15 protein-coding genes are annotated in these 19016 nt (G+C 36.9%); 7 read left to right on the forward strand and 8 right to left on the reverse strand.

Annotation, left to right across the window (positions count from 1 at the left end; translation table 11 throughout):
* Window positions 1-539 precede the first annotated feature (539 nt).
* Both CD33_RS07545 and CD33_RS07550 read right to left on the reverse strand, forming a co-directional pair.
* Window positions 540-851 (reverse strand): hypothetical protein, encoded by a 312-nt coding sequence (locus CD33_RS07545; protein ID WP_036199710.1) that lies wholly within the window; start codon window positions 849-851, stop codon window positions 540-542.
* Between the two features lie 100 nt (window positions 852-951).
* Window positions 952-1506, reverse strand: a complete 555-nt coding sequence (locus tag CD33_RS07550) for a TVP38/TMEM64 family protein (RefSeq protein ID WP_052130091.1) — start codon at window positions 1504-1506, stop codon at window positions 952-954.
* A 1041-nt stretch (window positions 1507-2547) separates the two neighbouring features.
* Between CD33_RS07550 and CD33_RS07555 the strand changes: the two genes are divergently transcribed.
* Window positions 2548-3135 carry a TetR/AcrR family transcriptional regulator gene (locus CD33_RS07555; RefSeq protein WP_036199713.1) on the forward strand — a complete coding sequence of 196 codons (588 nt, stop codon included), beginning with the start codon at window positions 2548-2550 and terminating at the stop codon, window positions 3133-3135.
* The gene (locus CD33_RS07560; protein ID WP_036199715.1) at window positions 3128-4213 is read left to right on the forward strand and encodes a DUF418 domain-containing protein; all 1086 of its coding nucleotides are present in this window, start codon (window positions 3128-3130) and stop codon (window positions 4211-4213) included. The genes CD33_RS07555 and CD33_RS07560 overlap by 8 nt, the downstream gene beginning before the upstream one ends.
* A gap of 332 nt (window positions 4214-4545) precedes the next feature.
* Here CD33_RS07560 and CD33_RS07565 read toward each other — a convergent pair whose 3' ends face one another.
* Window positions 4546-5175, reverse strand: coding sequence for a DUF3885 domain-containing protein (locus CD33_RS07565; protein WP_036199717.1), 630 nt, complete (start codon window positions 5173-5175; stop codon window positions 4546-4548).
* Window positions 5176-5534: 359 nt separating this feature from the next.
* Here CD33_RS07565 and CD33_RS07570 point away from each other — a divergent pair, with 359 nt between their 5' ends.
* Window positions 5535-6113: a hypothetical protein gene (locus tag CD33_RS07570; protein WP_036199719.1), complete on the forward strand. Its 579-nt coding sequence runs from the start codon at window positions 5535-5537 to the stop codon at window positions 6111-6113.
* Window positions 6114-6590: 477 nt separating this feature from the next.
* Here the strand turns inward: CD33_RS07570 and CD33_RS20165 are convergent, their stop codons facing one another.
* Both CD33_RS20165 and CD33_RS20170 read right to left on the reverse strand, forming a co-directional pair.
* On the reverse strand, window positions 6591-7574 hold the full coding sequence (locus CD33_RS20165; RefSeq protein WP_036199721.1) for a BtrH N-terminal domain-containing protein: 984 nt from the start codon (window positions 7572-7574) through the stop codon (window positions 6591-6593).
* Window positions 7575-8144, reverse strand: coding sequence for a PadR family transcriptional regulator (locus CD33_RS20170; protein WP_036199723.1), 570 nt, complete (start codon window positions 8142-8144; stop codon window positions 7575-7577).
* A gap of 986 nt (window positions 8145-9130) precedes the next feature.
* Here CD33_RS20170 and CD33_RS07585 point away from each other — a divergent pair.
* Both CD33_RS07585 and CD33_RS07590 read left to right on the forward strand, forming a co-directional pair.
* On the forward strand, window positions 9131-10042 hold the full coding sequence (locus tag CD33_RS07585; RefSeq protein WP_036199726.1) for a 1,4-dihydroxy-2-naphthoate polyprenyltransferase: 912 nt from the start codon (window positions 9131-9133) through the stop codon (window positions 10040-10042).
* Window positions 10043-10194: 152 nt separating this feature from the next.
* Window positions 10195-11136 (forward strand): ring-cleaving dioxygenase, encoded by a 942-nt coding sequence (locus CD33_RS07590; RefSeq protein ID WP_036199727.1) that lies wholly within the window; start codon window positions 10195-10197, stop codon window positions 11134-11136.
* 135 nt (window positions 11137-11271) lie between these two features.
* Here the strand turns inward: CD33_RS07590 and CD33_RS07595 are convergent, their stop codons facing one another.
* On the reverse strand, window positions 11272-12207 hold the full coding sequence (locus CD33_RS07595) for an aldo/keto reductase (RefSeq protein ID WP_036199729.1): 936 nt from the start codon (window positions 12205-12207) through the stop codon (window positions 11272-11274).
* A 992-nt stretch (window positions 12208-13199) separates the two neighbouring features.
* On the opposite strand from CD33_RS07595, the gene CD33_RS07600 reads away from it, so the two are divergent.
* Complete coding sequence (locus CD33_RS07600) at window positions 13200-14195, forward strand: LLM class flavin-dependent oxidoreductase (protein ID WP_036199731.1); 996 nt, start codon at window positions 13200-13202, stop codon at window positions 14193-14195.
* 761 nt (window positions 14196-14956) lie between these two features.
* Window positions 14957-16882 carry a threonine--tRNA ligase gene (thrS, locus tag CD33_RS07605; protein WP_036199733.1) on the forward strand — a complete coding sequence of 642 codons (1926 nt, stop codon included), beginning with the start codon at window positions 14957-14959 and terminating at the stop codon, window positions 16880-16882.
* Between the two features lie 49 nt (window positions 16883-16931).
* On the opposite strand, the gene CD33_RS07610 is transcribed toward thrS, so the two are convergent.
* Together CD33_RS07610 and CD33_RS07615 are read right to left on the reverse strand one after the other, a co-directional pair.
* Complete coding sequence (locus CD33_RS07610; protein ID WP_373906685.1) at window positions 16932-17957, reverse strand: FecCD family ABC transporter permease; 1026 nt, start codon at window positions 17955-17957, stop codon at window positions 16932-16934.
* Complete coding sequence (locus CD33_RS07615) at window positions 17954-18988, reverse strand: FecCD family ABC transporter permease (RefSeq protein WP_036199735.1); 1035 nt, start codon at window positions 18986-18988, stop codon at window positions 17954-17956. Before CD33_RS07615 ends, CD33_RS07610 begins: the two co-directional genes overlap by 4 nt.
* Window positions 18989-19016 lie beyond the last annotated feature (28 nt).

Here is a 19016-nt window from a genome sequence, read left to right on the forward strand (position 1 = left end):
AGGTTTATTCCCAGTAATAATAAAACAATTATAATAACAATAAAAGTGTAAAAATAATACGTCAACTCCTTTGCCTATTCCATTAACCTACCATTTAACATATTAACAATTATTTCAAATCCATATGAGTTTCACAATAAGTTATTCAAGATAATTGCCCTATAATTGAAAAACGCGATCCTCTTATTAAAGAATCGCGCCCGATTGTTGAAGTTCGTTTTTCAACTAAAGCCCCTGTAATTGATGTATAGGAACGATAAAAAAATGCAGTTTTACAGTTTTAATAAATTATCTCTATATACAGGTTTTTATTCAGATAACACACCTCTGAAAAACTTAAAAAGTCTTATTGCTGCTATGGTTATATACTTTTGCATAAAAAGCTGTATGAGCAATAGTCCTCGCAAAAAGGCACGAACGTTGATTTAAGAACATTCGTGCCTTTTTGGTGTGTTCCCTAACTTTGATTTGGGAACATTATTTTATATGTGTTTGTATAATTTAAACTAAAGCATTCCATTAGTTTAAAAAGCTAATTATTATATGTTATCTTTTGGTTCATTTAATAATAGCTTTTTACTTTGTCGATTTATTAAAAGAATTATTCCAGCTTGTATAGTCATCGATAAAACAAGAAGGATTAAATGTGTAAAACCATGACCAATCCATGAAAAAATATAGTAAAGTGGTGCTGATGAAAGATACGAAATATATTGATTTTTAGTTAAGATAAAAATTATTGTTGAAATACAAGAAGTCACTAATAAAACCTCTAAAATAATTCTAGCAAATTCTAAATCAAAAGCATTCAGCCATGCAAAAAGCACCCACCGAACAACCGCAGCACTCACACTCATGACTTCGATAATTAAGTATAAAATAACGGCTACGGCTTCACAATCATTCTAAAATCAATTCTCTTTAATAAAGATGATCAATATTACTTTTGGATTACTCTATTACCCATTTATTTCTTATTTTCATCCCGAGTAAAAATAGGACTAAAACATATAGCCCTATCATCATGGCAGTTAAGAGCTGGTTCTTTCCAACTTGAGCACCTGCTAGCGTAAAAACCATCATTGTTGGGACCTTTCCAATTGTGGTTGCAAACAGAAAAGAGCTAAAACGAACCTTTGTTACACCCGCTATGGCATTAATGGCGGCAGAAGGTATTATGGGAATTAATCTGCCGATAAGTACTGCTAAAAAGCCATTTCGCTCAAGTAGTTGAAAAAATCCATCTAGCCGTTTCCATTTCTGTACTTGTTTTAACGCAATCCTTTGAAATGCATATCGACAAAGAAAAAACATGCAAATGGAGCCAAAAACTGTTCCACCTAAGCTAATGAATAATGCTACCGGTATTGAGTAGGTCGCTGCTATAATCCCTGCAACTAAAGGAATTGGCACAGCAGGTATAAATGCTAGCATTGCCATAAGAAAAAAACTGCTTATTCTTGTCATCCATGAATCATGTTGAATCCAATTTAATAAATTATCCATTTTCTAAGTCGTCCTTTTTTAGCGTTACTCTCAAATTTTTTATCACCTAAATTTTCTTCGTGTTACATTGTTGAGTCCTTCTAAAATCTATCTGATAGTTATGAGACGACTCGCAAAAAATAACCAGACATATATATATAATGTACTTTTTAAGCTGATTATAACAGATTTCTTGCGCACTACAGTATAAAAGTCATGAAATCGAATATTTGATCCTCATTCCCATACATGTTAGGTTTACAAAACAACAGTTAGTGGAAATTGAATAGAACGTATCAAACCTTCCCAAAGCGATGTTTGGTAGCTTTAAGGACTTAACATTGTAAATCCGCATTTTTATAACGGGACCTCTTATATAAAAATACATCCATTAAATCAATCTTTTTGAGATAATGGATGTATTTTATATATATCATTAAGAACTTTTTTTATGGCAGTTACATATCCTGCCTTATATATCTGAATGCCGTTTTCTTTTACTCTGCCAGGTAATGTGTTATTCCACAATATGGCCCGATTGTTGAAGATCGTTTTTTCAACTACAGTCCCTTAAATTGAAGTATAGGAAAGATAAAAAATGCAGATATACAGGTTTTTATTCAGATAACACACTCTACAAAATCTCGAAAAGTCTTATCGTAGCTATGTTTATATAGCTTTGCTTGAAAAGCAGTATAAACAATAGTCCTCAGCACGAACGTTGATTTAACAACATTTGTGCTTTTCCGTTTGTTACCAATCTTTGATTTGGGAACGATATTAGGTTTATTTATGTATACGTTATAAATCCCTGTTGCAATAAACTAGTTAATAATACAATAAAGAATTTAAACAAACAGTAGTCGATCTTTATTGCTTGATTACACCGTTCACATTGCGCAACAAATAAAAAAACTTGAGTGTGTCTAAAATTTACACAGATCCAATGATTTATATTGAAATTTAATATGGTGGGAAGTTTCTTTTGTACTTGAAATTATAATTTTTTTGTTTTATTATTTACCTAACGATAGGTAAATAAAATAAATAGGAGGTATTTTTATGTCCCAAAATACAAAAGAAAATATTTTAAATGCTACTTATATTTTAATTGCAGAGCAAGGAATTCAAAAAGCAAGTTTTGCACAAATTGCAAAAGCGGTGGGCATCTCAAAGCCATCGATTTACTATTATTTTGAGTCGAAAGATGATCTAATCAGAGAATTATTTGATTACTTCTGTAAAGAAATTCAATTCAATAATTACTTTCGTATAGAAGATTTTACAGCTGAAAACTTTGTAGATAAATTAGTCAACATTGGTGTTCAAATGATTCAGGACCAAAAACAAGATCCTTATTTCGATAATGTAATGAAAGAGTTTTTGTCCCTCGCTGCACGAGATAAATATTATCATGATCACTTACTAGAAATTCAGTCGTTCTATTTAAAAGGATTTGTGGAATTACTCTTAAAGGCCTCATCTCTTTCATTAATTACTGAGGAAGCTATTGAAGAGAAAGCTCATATTTTAGCTTTAGTACTAGATAATATCGGAAATCTAATAATGGAGAATGAAACAATCAACTACAAAGGTATTTGGATAACAGTGGTTAAGCTAGTATTTTCGAAAGGTGACTTAAGTGAGTAAAGTTGCAGAACGAATAATTGGTATTGATGTTGCTAGGTCACTTGCAATGTTTGGAATGCTAATAATAAATTATTCAGTTATTACGGGGGCAGAAGGGAAAGGGCCATCTTGGTTAATTAAGTTGACATCCCTAATTGAAGGTCGTGCTTCTGCTCTATTTGTATTATTAGCAGGTATTGGGATAGCTTTGATGACAAAACGAGCAAGAGAAAGTAGCAAGAAAGAACAACTTCAAAAAGCACGCATATCCATTTGGAAGCGTGCATTATTACTCTTTGTTCTTGGTATGGGGCTATATGTAATTGGGTGGACCGGTGACATTTTACATTATTACGGATTTTACCTTTTCTTTCTAACTTTCTTTATTGGCTTCAAAAAACGAATAAATATAATTATTGCAAGCGTTCTTATTATTGTTGCTCAAGCCATCCAGTTAACCTATGACATGTTTACAGGATGGCAACCGGATGCTCTGTTTATGGAATACGTAGATTTTTGGTCGATAAGTGGTTTTACGCGTAACCTCTTTATCAACGGATATCACCCAATCTTCCCATGGTTTGCTTTTATTCTTATTGGGTTCGTCATTGGTTGCTATTCTTTGAAAGATTGGCGTTTTCAAAGAAATCTTCTTGCCATTGGTTTTGCATCGCTAGTCATTGCAGAGAGCGCTTCTGTTATATTAATAAAACAATTAACACCTGTACTCACGAGTGAAGTTGCACAGTTTCTATTTAAAACGGGACCAATTTTACCGAGTTTGTTGTATATGCTTTCTGCTATAGGTTCTTCAATTATTATTTTAGTAATAATTCTAATGGTTACTGAAAAAGCGCGAAATTTTTTGTTATGGAAGGTTATTATAGCATCTGGACAAATGACTTTAACACACTACATTGGACATATAGTAATTGGGTTATCAATTTTAGATATTCTAGGTCGAATCGAAAATCAGCAACTCCCGTTTATTTATATTTTTAGTGTTGGTTTCTATTTTGGTTCTGTGATATTTAGTGTTCTATGGAAATTAAAATTTGATCGAGGACCGATTGAATGGCTGGTGCGAAAACTTTCCTAAAAGACTTTTAAAAATGGAGTTTTAGTCTACTTCAACTATATATGGATTTTAAAGAAGTTCCTGCAGATGTAGCTTTAGAATAAAGTTTGATTAAAAATCACTATATTGCCCTGAGTTTTTACTGTATATAAAAAGCTATCGTTTTGAATAAAAATTAATCAAAACGATAGCTTTCTTTTCTGAAAATGAAAGTGAAGATTGTTCTTTCATGGGAATTGAATAAAAAAATGCACTTAAAGCGTTTTTTTGGTAACTTTTTTACAAAAGTAGATTGGTATTCAATAATATGGCGCGATTGCTGAAAAAGAATAATAAATAGTTAAACGAAAAGATTAAGATTTTTCCTGCAATTCCCAACCATTAAAAGTTTCAAGTAGTTTGTTATGTAACTCTTTATCAGCGTTTATAATTTCACAACCTCTATCATCATATAAATGGAAAATACAATTAGTATTAACATTTATTAAAAAAACATCGGGTGCATAAAGGCAATGTGCTTTTCTTAATCGAGGTTGTAGAGGATAGAAATCCTCATGAATTAATGTTTTCAAAAGGTGTTCCAACTTCAAATCTGAAACTTTACAGAACAATGTCATTTGCTGAACAAATAAATTATCTTCATCGAACTGCCATTGGTATTCATGTAGGTGCAAGGAATACTTTAATTCTTGTTTTTTTACATAACGTTTGAAAAAGTTAGGATAAACTACTTTGTTTGTTTCATGTGGATATGAATTTACCACAACTAAGACGTCATCCATTTTCTTGAAAAGTATAGGAACAATAGCAGATACCTGTTTATAAATCGTATGAAACCTTTGCATGTTAAGGCGATTATTATCATCAAACTGATAAATGTCATTTCCTAATTCTAGATGTATACCTATATTCCATTGATGATAAAAACCTGGTGTTATAGAAAGTCCATCATAATGTTTTCCCATAATTTCTTTTAGTTTCATAAGTATCCACCTTTAAGCTCCCTTGCTATTTTTGCATTTTTAAATAAATTGATTTGTAATTATCTATGTATTTTAACATTATCAAGTTTACTTATTGAAAATCTTATTCCAGAAAATGGCCTTTAGTTGAAGAAGGCACAATTCCTTTCAAGAAATGCCCTGATTGTGGAGAAAGTATATATTAATTCGTTAAATTGCTAATAACTGATAAATTCATTCATTAGGTTCATTATTTCGATTGTGGTTGGTAAATAAAAGGAATTTATAGTTTATTTAGGAAAATTTGTTATGCTTATATTGAAGGAATGTTTGAGTTCAATTAATTCAAATTAATCTCCCTAACGCAAAGGAGGGGCTATATGCAAGTTTTAAAACAGAAAAAAACGTTGGTATTCGTATTTTTATTCATCGTCATCATAGTTTTTATGATCATCAGAATTTCAGATACAAAAAGTAGCAATATAGAGAACTACTTATCAACTGGTTCAAATCTTGATGAAGAAGCTAAGTATATGATGCCTGCTCTTAAAAATTTGCCGATATATAAAGATATAGACTATAAATATACGAAAAACAGATATTTCATTTTTGTATCTCATTCTGTTGTTCTTTCAGTTCAATATGACGATGAAACCTATAAAAGCGAGAAAGGTAAATTAGAAGAAACGTATGAATTTTTGAATAAAAAGAATATCGGTTTCAAACAAAAAGAAGAACCAGTTCCTCCTTACTACGAATTTTCGATTAACACTTATACCTTCAGGATTGTAAAAGACGAAGAACACAATACTTTGGGTTATCCGAAATCATTTGGAATGATTGGGACATCTGACGAAAAGAATAGGATTGCCTATCTCTATTTTTATGATTTTGATTTAGATGTCGGAAATGACAACATGGAACAATTCGTTAAACAACATTTTGATTATGAATTTTAAGGAAAACTCCATGCTGGATTTGTTCTACTTTCAACATTACAACTTATCACAATATGGCCTTTTAATTGAATAAAGCACCTTCCTTATTCAAGAAAAGCGCCCGTTTGCTGAAAAACGTTGATTACAGTATGAATTCACAGATGTTCTATGAAAACCCTCAGTTATTGAGGGAGTTTCTGTTTATCTAAATCAATTCCTATAGAATAATAACAATGAAATGCTTTTCCTGTTTTCTAGCATACTCTATTTCCTTATTTGCCTATTGGCAAGATAACCATCTACATCAATAACCAAATATTTCATCTAATCTTTCGATTTTCGTACAATCCAAATGCAATAAACGCTATACTTTTAAGTTTCTTTAATTGTGGGTGAGCACCTTTTCACATCTCGGCTACGTTTATTAGAAAACATGCTGTCCTCCAATAAGTATAATGCCACATTTCTCTAAATCAATTGCTTCTGGATACACTACATTTAACTAATTCTTGATAGTTGCTTCATTGCATCATATTCTTTGTTTGATAACTCCAAAAGAAGATCAGAAGCCTGATTTAAGTATAGTATTTCATGAGTTTCTCCAGCCTTTTTGATAAGATTAGATGTTTCCTCCCACATAGGCGCAATTTCGGTAAACAGTTTGTAGGCGTTTTGTAAAAGGGCATTATCTAATATGCTCAAACATTCTTCTAAGAAATCTCTGTAAATATTTCTAAAGAGGGAGCCTCCTGTTCCGCCACGCTCCATTAGAGTAGCTGTTAATACTAAGTCATTTTCAATATTTTTACTTCTCTCAAACCATTTATTAATCTCTACACTTGTTTTCTTAATACCTTTATAGCCTAAATTTTTTATAGGAGGATTAATATAAGCAATAGCGTTATTTTTGATTGCTTTTGTAATCACATCTTTTAAATTTGGTAGAATTTCTTTTTTCTTGATCGTATAAGCTAGATTTTTTGAAGACATAGGTCCTTTTTCGTTTCTTGCTAATGCCAAATTTTCGAGGCTTGTTTTTACTAAACCACCTTGTTGTTTGGTATCAACTAGATAAGCAAAACGATTATCATATCCATACATAGCCACATAATGGCCTGCAAAATGGACCTTATTAGTAAAATAATCTAAGTAATAACTGTCGAGCTTCAATCCTACTATAATTCCTGTATCTATATTCTGTTTAACATATTCCCACGCCTTTTTTGGGGATGAAGTTTCCTTTACATCCATTTGAAGATTTAAATTATTTACAATTCTTTGGGTAAGAAGATCTGGTTTAACCCTTCCCCCAAGGAAGGGAAAATCCATGTTTTTCATGTCCCAATAAATGTAACCTAAACCTTCACCAATGCCAAACAACATCGCTTCAGACATTTCAATTCCTAAACTTTTCAGCAAACTTCCGGTAGCAGTAGTTTCACAGTGTTGGCCTGAAAAAGGTGAGAAATTTTTTATTAACATTCATCTCTTCTCCTTATCGTCACTTTTTTCCAATAATAAATCCTTTATTAAGGTATCCATAAATTCAATTTCATTTTTAATTAATAAATGAGGGTGTTTGAATAATGCTTGTACGTGAAAGGGGAGTCTTTTTCCACCTTGAGAATCAAATTTTTTATTAATGTTTATAGCAACTTCAGAAAGGAATTCTTTTCTTTTTTGAAGTGCTGCCAAAACTTCTTCTGTAGTTAAGAATGGAATGCCCGCAAGAGCTAAATCGAATCTATTATCTCTTTCCCGCGAAGATGATAGAGATTCCAAAGTATTCTGTTTCAGTAATTTTACACCATCATCTGTTACTTCAAATTTTCTTGGCATCGGTCCTTTACCTTGTTTTGTTGTATCTAAATAGGAATTTACAAGTTGCTTTTTACTTAGTTTTTTTAAACCAACATAAATAGATGTAGTACCAATATCTCCCCACTCCCTATATCCTCGTTCTTTTATTAACTGGTTAATTTCATAACCAGAAACCGTCTCCTGTTCGCGGATAATCTGTAATAGCATTAATTCAACATTAGTAATTTCCATAAAATATCCTTTCGCTTTGTTGTACTGTATCGTAATATTACACCAGTGTAATATTATAATCAATGAAAATTAATTTAAATGGCAATCGCTTAAATCAAATTAAGTATAGAAGAAATTTTGGGACCACTTTTCCTTTCGGAATGGTGTTTTTGTACATTTGGAGTATTCAGGTAAATTGAATTTATTGCTCAAAAGATTTTTCTTTATTTCACAATCTGACCCAATTGTAGGGGAACACAATGGTATTGTTCCTAATAATGATACAAGAGATACAAGAGATACAAGAGATACAATGGATACAAGAGGTACAAGTGATGCATATACAAAAAATTAGCTGATATAAGGATGAAACTTGTGACAACGGAGTATACTTTGTTGTCATTTTTTTAAAACGTTTTAAAACAACTATAGATAAGTGACAGCACAGTTGTGCAACCGTGTTTTTCATAATAGAGAAGAAAATACTGGAGCTAAATCGGATCTAATTTTCTGCTTAGAAAGAGGGATGAAGTTATGGGCATTTGGGTTTCTATAATATTCACTGACTTTCTCTAATTTTTTTCCTATCTATTTCAGCGGAATTTCTACAAAACTCAGTATGAATCTTTTTGAATTATCTTTAGAGGAATTAGAAGGAGTAAGAAATTATTGGAGAACTAAGAATGAACATGTTACAGAAATAACAAAGGAAACATTAGCATGAATAAATTTGACCCAGCCGAATTATTTACTCAAGAACAGTTGCAAAGCGTTTGCAAGCTAATACTCAACTATTAAGCTGAATAGAACGGTAAAAAAATCTTGTTGCTCACCTTTTAGAAAGATAACCAGGCGCAGGGTAAAACTTGTTACATCGAATTGTTAAAGATATATAAAGGCAATTCCCTCAAATGTAATTTGTTTGAGCTGTGATTGAGCATTTCCGTGAATTTGATATAATGAATGAATGTGAGAAACTATAAACGAAAGGTTAGTTGAATCAATTCATGGAAAATGAAAACAATATGAGTCCCGCAAAATTAATGTGGAAAATGACTCGCCCACATACATTAACGGCGACGTTTGCCCCAGTTATACTGGGAACGGTCATCGCTTTATTTGATACGAAAATAGACTGGCTTTTATTTACTGCGATGATGGTCGCTTGCTTGGCTCTTCAAATCGCGACAAACTTATTTAATGAATATTATGATTTCAAGCGTGGATTGGATACTGCCGAATCGGTAGGAATCGGCGGAGGGATCGTACGCCATGGATTGAAGCCTAAAAATGTCCTAAGTGTTGCGGTTCTACTTTACGTCCTGGCTGCATTGATTGGTGTCTATATTTGCGCGAGCAGCAGTTGGTGGTTGGTGGTGATCGGTCTATTTGGTATGGCTGTAGGATACTTTTACACGGGTGGTCCCATGCCGATCGCCTATACACCTTTTGGAGAATTATTTGCAGGTGCATTAATGGGCACGGGCTTTGTATTGATTGCTTACTATATACAAACTGGTGATCTGACTTTCACTTCGGTGTTAATTTCCATTCCGGTCGGTATTTTGGTAGGTGGCATCAATATGGCGAATAATATCCGTGATATCGAAGAAGATACAAAAGGTGGAAGAAAAACCCTGGCAATCCTGCTTGGAAGAGAGAAGGCCATCCATTCGTTGACAATTGCTTTTGCCATTTCATATATTTGGATACTTGTTCTTGTTTTCATGGGCACGGTAAGTCCATGGGCATTGGTTGTATTATTAAGTGTGAAAAAGCCGATTTCGGCGATACAAGGATTCAAAAAAGGTGAAAAGGAACCGCAATTTATGCGTGTGGCGATGAAATCAACAGCCATCACGAATACGCTGTTCTCATTCTTATTATCCATTGGGTTATTTATTAGTTATCTGTTTTAATTTGAGCGTCCTCCTACAATTGTGGAGGGCGTTTTTTTTATATAGATAGGAAGGAGGGGGCGTTGGTTATCAAACGATTGCTTTTATCTCGAATTCGAGATAAAATGACTGTAAGATATGGAGCTCGGTACAACGAAAAGGGAGGAAGAGAAATGGCAACAATTTTAGGTCACCATCATATTTCGATGATTACAAAAAATGCTAAGAAAAATGATCAGTTTTATAGAGAAACACTGGGGTTACGCAGGGTGAAGAAATCCGTCAATCAAGATGAGCCATCCATGTATCATCTGTTTTTTGGTGACTTGATAGGTAGTCCCGGGACAGGGTTGACGTTCTTTGAAATCCCGATGGTGGGAAGGACGCACCGTGGTACGAATGCCATCACGATGATCGGACTTCTTGTCCCATCCGCAGAAAGTCTGCAATTTTGGAAAAGCCGTTTTGAAGAACTAGGTGTTAAACATGATGAAATCACGCGTTACGCGGGCAGGGAGGCACTATCCTTTGAGGATCCTGAAGGGCTGCGTTTAATGTTGATGAACAATAATGAAGAAGAGGTGCCAAAGCTTTGGACTGCATGGGAACAGTCGGCTGTACCTACTGAACATCAAATATTAGGGATGGGTACCATTGAAATAATAGTGAAAAATGCTGGTAAACTGGAGAAAACCTTGACGGAAATCTTCGGTTTTACGGTTAAGGAGCGTTCGGGGGAACACATCTTGTTGCAAGCCATCGATGGGCAAGGGTTCGGAGAAATTCTAGTGAAGGAATTGGAAGGACCCAGTGAAAAGCCTGGCCGTGGAAGCATACACCATCTAGCGTTACGCGTAAAAGACGACGAGGAATTAGCCCACTGGAATGAAAGAGTGAAGGAACGTGGATTCCAAACATCGGGCATTGTGGATCGGTTTTATTTTAAGAGTCTCTACTTCCGGGAATCCAATGGAATCCTATTTGAAATAGCAACCGATGACCCAGGATTTACAGTCGATTCAAGCGTCGAAAACTTGGGTGAGGAATTGGCATTGCCTCCATTCCTGGAAAATCGCAGGCAGGAAATAGAAAGTAATTTAGAACCGCTTGATTGACTATATCTAGGAGATTCCAAATGCATATTGAATGAATTATGAATGCGGAAGCTTTGTAAGGGGAATATGGACTGAAATAGTGAAATGGGAAAGGGTGACCGTAATGGAATGGATCATACGGATCACCCTTTTTTATCAAGCTTTAAAGAGAAGGTCGATTGCTAGAATTTCATCATTGGTTAGTTGGACATCTAGAGTTTTCAAGTTGTTCAGCACTTGCTCAGAATTTTTCGCACCTGGTATAACGGCCGTAACTGCTTCTTGCTCCAAATACCAAGCTAATACGATATGGGCCACATCCACGCCTTTTTGATTCGCTATGCTTCTGACCCGCTCCACTTTTTCCAGGTTCTTCGCGAATACTTCTTCCTGGAAGTAGGGTAGCCGATTACGTAAATCGTTGAAAGTGGATGCTGCAGTATATTTTCCTGTAAGCAGACCGGAAGCGAGCGGGAAGTATGGAATGAAAGCAATGTTGTTTTCGATGGTATAAGGGAAATAGTCTGTTTCGGCAGACCTGCTCAGTAAATTATATTCTCCCTGAACAGCATCCACATAGCCATCTTTATTTGCTTCCTTCAATTGTTGGGGTGTGAAATTGGAAACCCCGATTGCTCGGATTTTCCCTTCATCTTTTAATTGTTTTAAAGCTCCGATGGCTTCATCCTTTGGTGTTGATTCATCTGGATAGTGGAGATAGAGTAAATCGATATAATCTGTTTGAAGACGCTTTAAGCTCTTCTCCACCTCGCTGCGTAAAAAGGCGGGAGAATTGTCGATCAACTTCTTGCCATCCACAAACTTTTGAGCAATCTTTGTGGCAACAATCACCTCATGCCGTTTACCGCTTTCCTTCAAAACTTCGGCTATTAATTCCTCAGAACGTGCAGGGCCGTAACTAAAGGCGGTGTCAATGAAGTTCATTCCATTTTCAATGGCTTTGCGGACAAGATCCTTGCCGACCTCCTCGTCCAAATTCGGATATAAATTATGGCCTCCGACTGCATTGGCACCTAAACCAACCGGATTGACAATAAGCCCCGATTTGCCCAAAACGACTCTATTTTCCACGATTTCATCCTTCTTTCTGTATAAATTTAAAATGTCTAGTAAGTCTAGTTAGTAGTTCATTAGATTTCTGATGTTAATTTTATACAATATTGCTGGCTTAATAAAATAATTAGGCTTCATAAACGAGATGTTATTCAGCTATTTAATTGCAGTAGTGTCGAATTTAAAAGGTTTTTGAGAGTAAGTGAAATTGCCTCAAATGAAAGTGGAAATCATGATTCAATGCAAAATGCAGATTCCATCATGGGTGATGTAACAATCCGGAGTGCGCAAATCTTTGTCAACCTTGGTTGACGAATGAGCTGGCAAATCGATAGGAAAATGTCGGTAAGTGTAAACAAAATTGAAGTTATCTAGAGAAAATATCTTGAAAGGATAGTTATTCTTAGTAGCTCGGCCCACGGTTATTTACTTAAAGTTAATGTTCATAATATTTGTCAACTTGGTTTACGATATAGTTATTCCAGAAAAATATCCATGTCGATAAAAGTAGAGCATCCAGAAAATGGTCTGCCAAAGTGACTCGTCAAACAGTTTTCTAGTGATGAGTCCCCAGAGCGTTGATTTTATCAGTTAAGATCCGTGGTTTTTTGTCAACCAAGTTGACTATATTACTATATTGCGAAATGGAATTGTCGAAATAGCGAATGAGTGAAATTATGTTACTGCAATAATACTGCTAGTAATAGGAAATGCGAAGTGTAATCAATATAAGTTGTTGCAATCAAACGAGGGTCTAGAATTTTCGTCAACCTAGTTTACGGAAAAGGTATATTGATGATGATGGGGTGTCGGTTTATGTCAATTGGATTTTGCATAAATGGCGTGAAAATGAAATGCCAGATAAGTATTCGACATAATATCAATGGGAAAGCATGAAATTAGATTTCTGATCCTGAATTCCTTACAATGGTATTAATTCCGATAGTATTGATATGTTTTTTATGAATAGATCAAATTTGGGGATGCTTATATAGAAGGGAGTCTTCAAGATGAAATTAAGTGTATTAGATCAAGCGCCAATTACGAGCGGGAATACTGCACCAGATGCCTTGAAAAAAGCGGTGGAATTAGCGGTTGTGGCGGAGGAACTGGGGTATGAGCGAATTTGGATGGCTGAGCATCACAACACAAAGGGATTTGCAAGCTCAGCACCGGAAATTACTGCTTCGTATATCGCGGCCAAAACGAACCGAATTCGAGTAGGTACCGGTGGAACAATGATTATGCACTATTCGCCATACAAAATAGCCGAAGTGTTTAAAACTTTAAGCGCATTGGCGCCTGGACGGGTGGACTTTGGGGCGGGAAGAGCTCCGGGTGGCGATAATTACTCCATGTATGCCTTGGCTGAGGGGCGGCAGCCGCAAGTAAATAATTTATATGAAAAATTGCAATGGACGTTGGACTTTCTAAATGACCAAGCACCTCAAAATCCATATTATCAACGGGTGACTGCTTCACCAAACGAAGTGGTACTGCCGCAAAGCTGGTTATTAGGTTCAAGTGGCAATAGTGCCGTCCAAGCGGGAAAAATGGGACTAGGTTATTCCTATGCACAATTTTTCAATGGATATATGAACAAAAAGGTATTCGATGCCTATAGAACGAACTTTGTTCCATCGCCTTTTATGGAGAAGCCTGAAATTATGATTTCCTATTTTGTAACGGTTGCAGAAAGCAGGGAAGAAGCTGAGTATCAAGCGAAGCCGGCCGATATCGCGCGACTTTTATTTAATAGAGGGCAAGTTGACTTGCTCCGGATGACTCCGGAAGAAGCAAAGGATTACCCATTGACCGAGATGGACCGTATATGGATCGAGGAGAACCGAAGCCAACATTTTGTTGGAACGGCTAAAGAAGTGGCAGATATCTTGTTGCAGGAACAAGAAGAATACGGGTTTGATGAAGCCATGATTTGTACCATCCCGCATTCACAGGAAGCAAGATTGAACGTATATCGTTTATTGGCGCAGGAGTTAATGTAAAATGACAGAGTCAAACACTTGGATAAATACTTCCAAGTGTTTTTTCTATTCAGTAAAAAAGTACTTATTCTTTAAGGACCAATTTGAAATAATCGCATTTGTAAGGATTAATTGTTATATATAAAGTTAAATTGTCAATCAAGTTGACAGAAGAAATAAGAGGTAGCCTTATAATGCCGGGCTGGATAAACCGTGAAGTGAAATGAAGCTAGTCAAAATTATGTTGTGGAAATAGTAGGATGGAAATTGGCTTGATTTGAAAAAGGCGCAAAGCGAGCGTGACAATTCGCTAGTAAATGTGAAGAAATCACAAGTTAGAGGCACAATCTCTCAAGTGAATAGCTATGCGACCGAAGAAAGCCATACCAAAATGTACGGCTAAAAATGACTACAGACCATCGTTGTCGAACCTATATCCAAAAATTTTAAGAGTTGACAATTTTTAATGGATGTTTTAAATTAAGTACTAATTTCAATTGAAAAGCGATGAAGAGGATACGAATCATTTTAGAGAAGATTAAAAGAGAGGGAAATCACAGGCTGAAAGTTTCCTATTTGGACGAAATGGTTTACTACCTTTGAGCTGTGCCGGGAAACCGGCAACGTTTGCAGGCGTTATCTGCATTTGAATGAGCTACTTATGCATCTGTGTGAGTAGGAATTTGGGTGGAACCACGGGTTATAACACATGCTCGTCCCTTTGTGGACGGGTATGTGTTTTTTTATTTGCCCGTAAAAAAAGATAGAAGAGGAGAATGATTATGTCAAATCAACAAGTATCAATTCAATTTCCAGATGGCAAACAAGCAATGTTTGCGAAAGGCGTATCGCTAACCAAAATTGCAAAAGCAATTAGCCCGGGTTTGGCGAAGAAAGCTGTAGTGGGAAGTGTAAATGGAACCACATATGATTTGACAAGACCGATTCTAACCGATGCTCAAATTGCTATTCATGATGCCGATTCCGCAAAAGGGCTGGAGGTCATTCGTCACTCCACAGCACACCTGTTGGCACAGGCTGTAAAACGATTGTATCCAGATGCCCATTTCGGAGTAGGACCAGTCATCGAAAACGGATTTTATTATGATATCGAAATGGCACATACTTTGGTGCCTGAGGATTTGCTTTTAATTGAACGAGAAATGAGGAAAATCGTAGCTGAGGATCTTGCCATTTATCGCAAAGAAGTATCGAGAGAAGCAGCGACAAAACTTTTCGCACATGATCCATTGAAGCAAGAGCTGCTTGAAGCAATCCCTGAAGATGAGATGGTTACAATTTATGAACAAGGGGACTTTTACGATTTATGCAGGGGGCCTCATGTTCCCTCGACAAGAAAATTGCAGCACTTTAAACTAATGAACATCTCGGGTGCTTATTGGCGGGGGGATAGTAATAATCAAATGCTGCAACGGATTTATGGGGTGGCTTTTGCAAGTATGAAAGAGATGGAAGAGCATTTCGAATTCCTTGAAGAAGCGGAAAAACGCAATCACCGCAAGTTGGGGAAAGAGCTTGAACTGTTTATGTTTTCCGAGGAAGCACCTGGAATGCCGTTTTATCTGGCAAATGGGCAAATCATACGGAATGAACTTGAGTCGTTCCTGAGAAACTTGCAAACAACCTATGACTATAAGGAAGTGCGTACGCCTTTAATGATGAATCAGCGTTTGTGGGAACAATCGGGACACTGGCACCATTATAAAGAAAACATGTATTTTACACAGGTGGATGAACAAAAATTTGCACTAAAACCGATGAACTGTCCTGGTCATATGTTGATTTATAAAAACGATTTGCATTCATACCGCGACTTGCCAATTCGGATGGCGGAATTTGGGCAAGTTCATCGCCATGAATTTAGTGGCGCGTTGAATGGATTATTGCGCGTTCGTACATTTTGCCAAGATGATGCACATATTTTCGTGACACCAAAGCAAATTGAAGATGAAATTACATTGGCATTAAAAATTATTGATCATGTCTACAAAGTATTCGGCTTTGAATATGAAATTGAATTATCGACAAGGCCAGAGGATTATATGGGGGACCTGTCTTTATGGAATGAGGCTGAACGTGCTTTGGAAAACGTGCTGAGCAATCTGGGCTATTTATTTAAGATCAATGAGGGAGATGGGGCGTTCTATGGTCCAAAGATTGATATCCACATTAAAGATGCCATTAAACGAAGTCATCAGTGTGCAACAGTCCAGCTTGATTTCCAACTACCTGAAAAGTTCGATTTGACATATATAAACGAAGAAAATGAAAAGGTGCGACCGGTTGTCATTCACCGTGCCGTTTTTGGCTCGATCGATCGCTTCTTGGGAATCCTGATCGAACATTTCGGTGGGGCTTTCCCGCTTTGGTTGGCTCCAAAACAGGTCGAAGTGATAGGGGTTTCTGAGGTGCATAAACAATATGCGGAGGAAGTTTATCTTCATTTGCAGAAAGCAGGAATTCGCGCTTCAATTGATGGTCGAAACGAAAAGCTGGGAAGGAAAATTCGAGATGCTCAATTAAAGAAGACACCTTACCAGCTTATAATAGGGGACCAAGAGATCCAAGACCAAACTGTAACGGTTCGGGGATATAGAAAAGAACACCAACAAACGATTTCATTAGAAGCGTTCAAACGTGAACTGCTACAAGAAATTGCAGAAAAGCGTTTACCAGAACCTATCTAAACAAACAATCCCGCTCACACTTATAGTGAGCGGGATTGTTTTCGTAGGGTCATCTTCCCTTTATCAATAAGTACATAAAATAAGGTGCCCCGAGTAGTGAGACAATTAAGCCCACAGGTATTTCGGCAGGAGCCATGAATACTCTGCCCAACGTATCTGCGAGCAATAAGAATAATGCACCGGCCAGTGCCGTTAGAGGGATCAGCTTTTTGTGATTGGCACCAATAAGGCGACGGACAATTTGTGTAATGATGAGACCTAAAAAAGTGATACCGCCCCCAACGGCAACACAAGCACCAGCTAAAATAACCGCAATACATAATAACAGCCGGCGCTCACGTTCAAGCTTCATGCCCAGACCGATCGCGATTGAGTCGTTCAGGTTCAAGATATTTAGATAGTTTGCTTTATAAATAGCCAAGGGGATGAAGATGAAAATCCACGGACAAAGTGCCAATACATATGTCCAATTGGTTCCCCAAATGCTGCCGGAAATCCAGACTAGTGCAGCAGTAAAATCGGCAGGTTCCATTTTCATCTGAAAAATAATCAATCCAGCGTTAAATGCTGCGTTTACGCCAATTCCCACCAAAAGTAAACGGGAGACGGTCACAACACGATTCTTCATCGAAAAATAATAGATGAAAATGGCCGCCAAAAACGCCCCGATTAAAGCAGTGATGGGCATGATAAATATCGATAGAGGCCCTGAAAAAAATGCAGATCCTTGCCAAAAGAACATATAGAGCACAACTGCCAATCCTGCCCCGGCATTGATTCCGAGAATTCCGGGGTCGGCGATCGGATTTTTAGTAACCCCCTGCAAAATCGCTCCGGAAACGGCGATTCCAGCACCTACCAATAGGGCGATTACAATTCTGGGCAGCCGGAAACTGAGGATTGTCAGTTCGTTTGCAGCAGTGCCCTTTCCGGTTAAGGCCGCGTACACATCGGAAAGAGGGATATGTATATACCCTGCATTCATGCTATATACCACAAGAATCATGATCAGAATGGAAAAGAATAAAATGTAACCGAAGAATTTACGCGTATTCAACGTCATTTGCGAGTTCAATTTAATGTTCTCCCTTCTTTTCTAGCTAAATAAAGAAAGAAAGGTACACCGACGAGGGCCGTGATCGCGCCTACAGGTGTTTCGAATGGAGGATTGACCATGCGTCCAACGATATCAGCCCCTAATAGCAAAATCCCACCTAAGATGGCAGAACACGGAATGATAAAACGGTAATCCAACCCTACAAAAAAGCGCGTAATATGCGGAATGACCAAACCAACGAATCCAATCATGCCAGCAATGGAAACAGCGGCGCCGGTTAAAATCAAGACCGTAATCGTCCCGAACAGTTGTATTCGTGTTGTATTTTGCCCCAAACCTTTGGCAATATCCTCGCCCAAACTCAACACAGTAATGGATTGGGACAATAAAATTGCAAATACTAAACCGATGGCAATGGCAGGCATGGCGAAACTCAAGTGGTGCAATTGAATGCTGGAAACCCCGCCGGCATAAAAAAAGCTAATATCTTTCGCGATATCAAAGCGAATACTAATAATGGTCGACAGCGAAGTTAGTAGGGATGTAATTGCCGATCCAGCCAATACCAAGCGCAATGGTGTGATGCCCCCCTTGGCCAAGGCAACCATTCCGAATACTAAAAATGCACCTAGTCCAGCACCTAAAAACGAGAAGAGTATAAGGGAATGGTGGGGCAGGGATGGCAAGATCGCCATGGCAAGAGAGAGAACAAAAGATGATCCGGCTGTGACGCCCATGATAGAAGGAGAAGCCAGTGGATTTTTCGTCATGCCTTGCATAATCGCACCCGAGACTGCCAATGCTGCACCTACAGCAATCGCTGCGACCGCCCGTGGAATCCGCAGCTCCCGGATAATCACGTGCTGGCTATTTCCTGCATCGAAATGGAAAACGCTTTGAACAATCGTTGCAACATCGATAGAGGAAGCTCCGTATAGGATGGATAGAGTGCCCAGGAATAATAAAATAAGGATTCCAACACATCCAAGGATCACTGAAACGAAGGGTTTGACATGTAAATGTCGAGTTGTCTTTTTTGGCTGTACCATATAAAAGCCTACTTTCTTATACTTATAC

This window comes from Ureibacillus sinduriensis BLB-1 = JCM 15800 (genome assembly GCF_000772955.1).
Lineage (GTDB): Bacteria > Bacillota > Bacilli > Bacillales_A > Planococcaceae > Ureibacillus > Ureibacillus sinduriensis.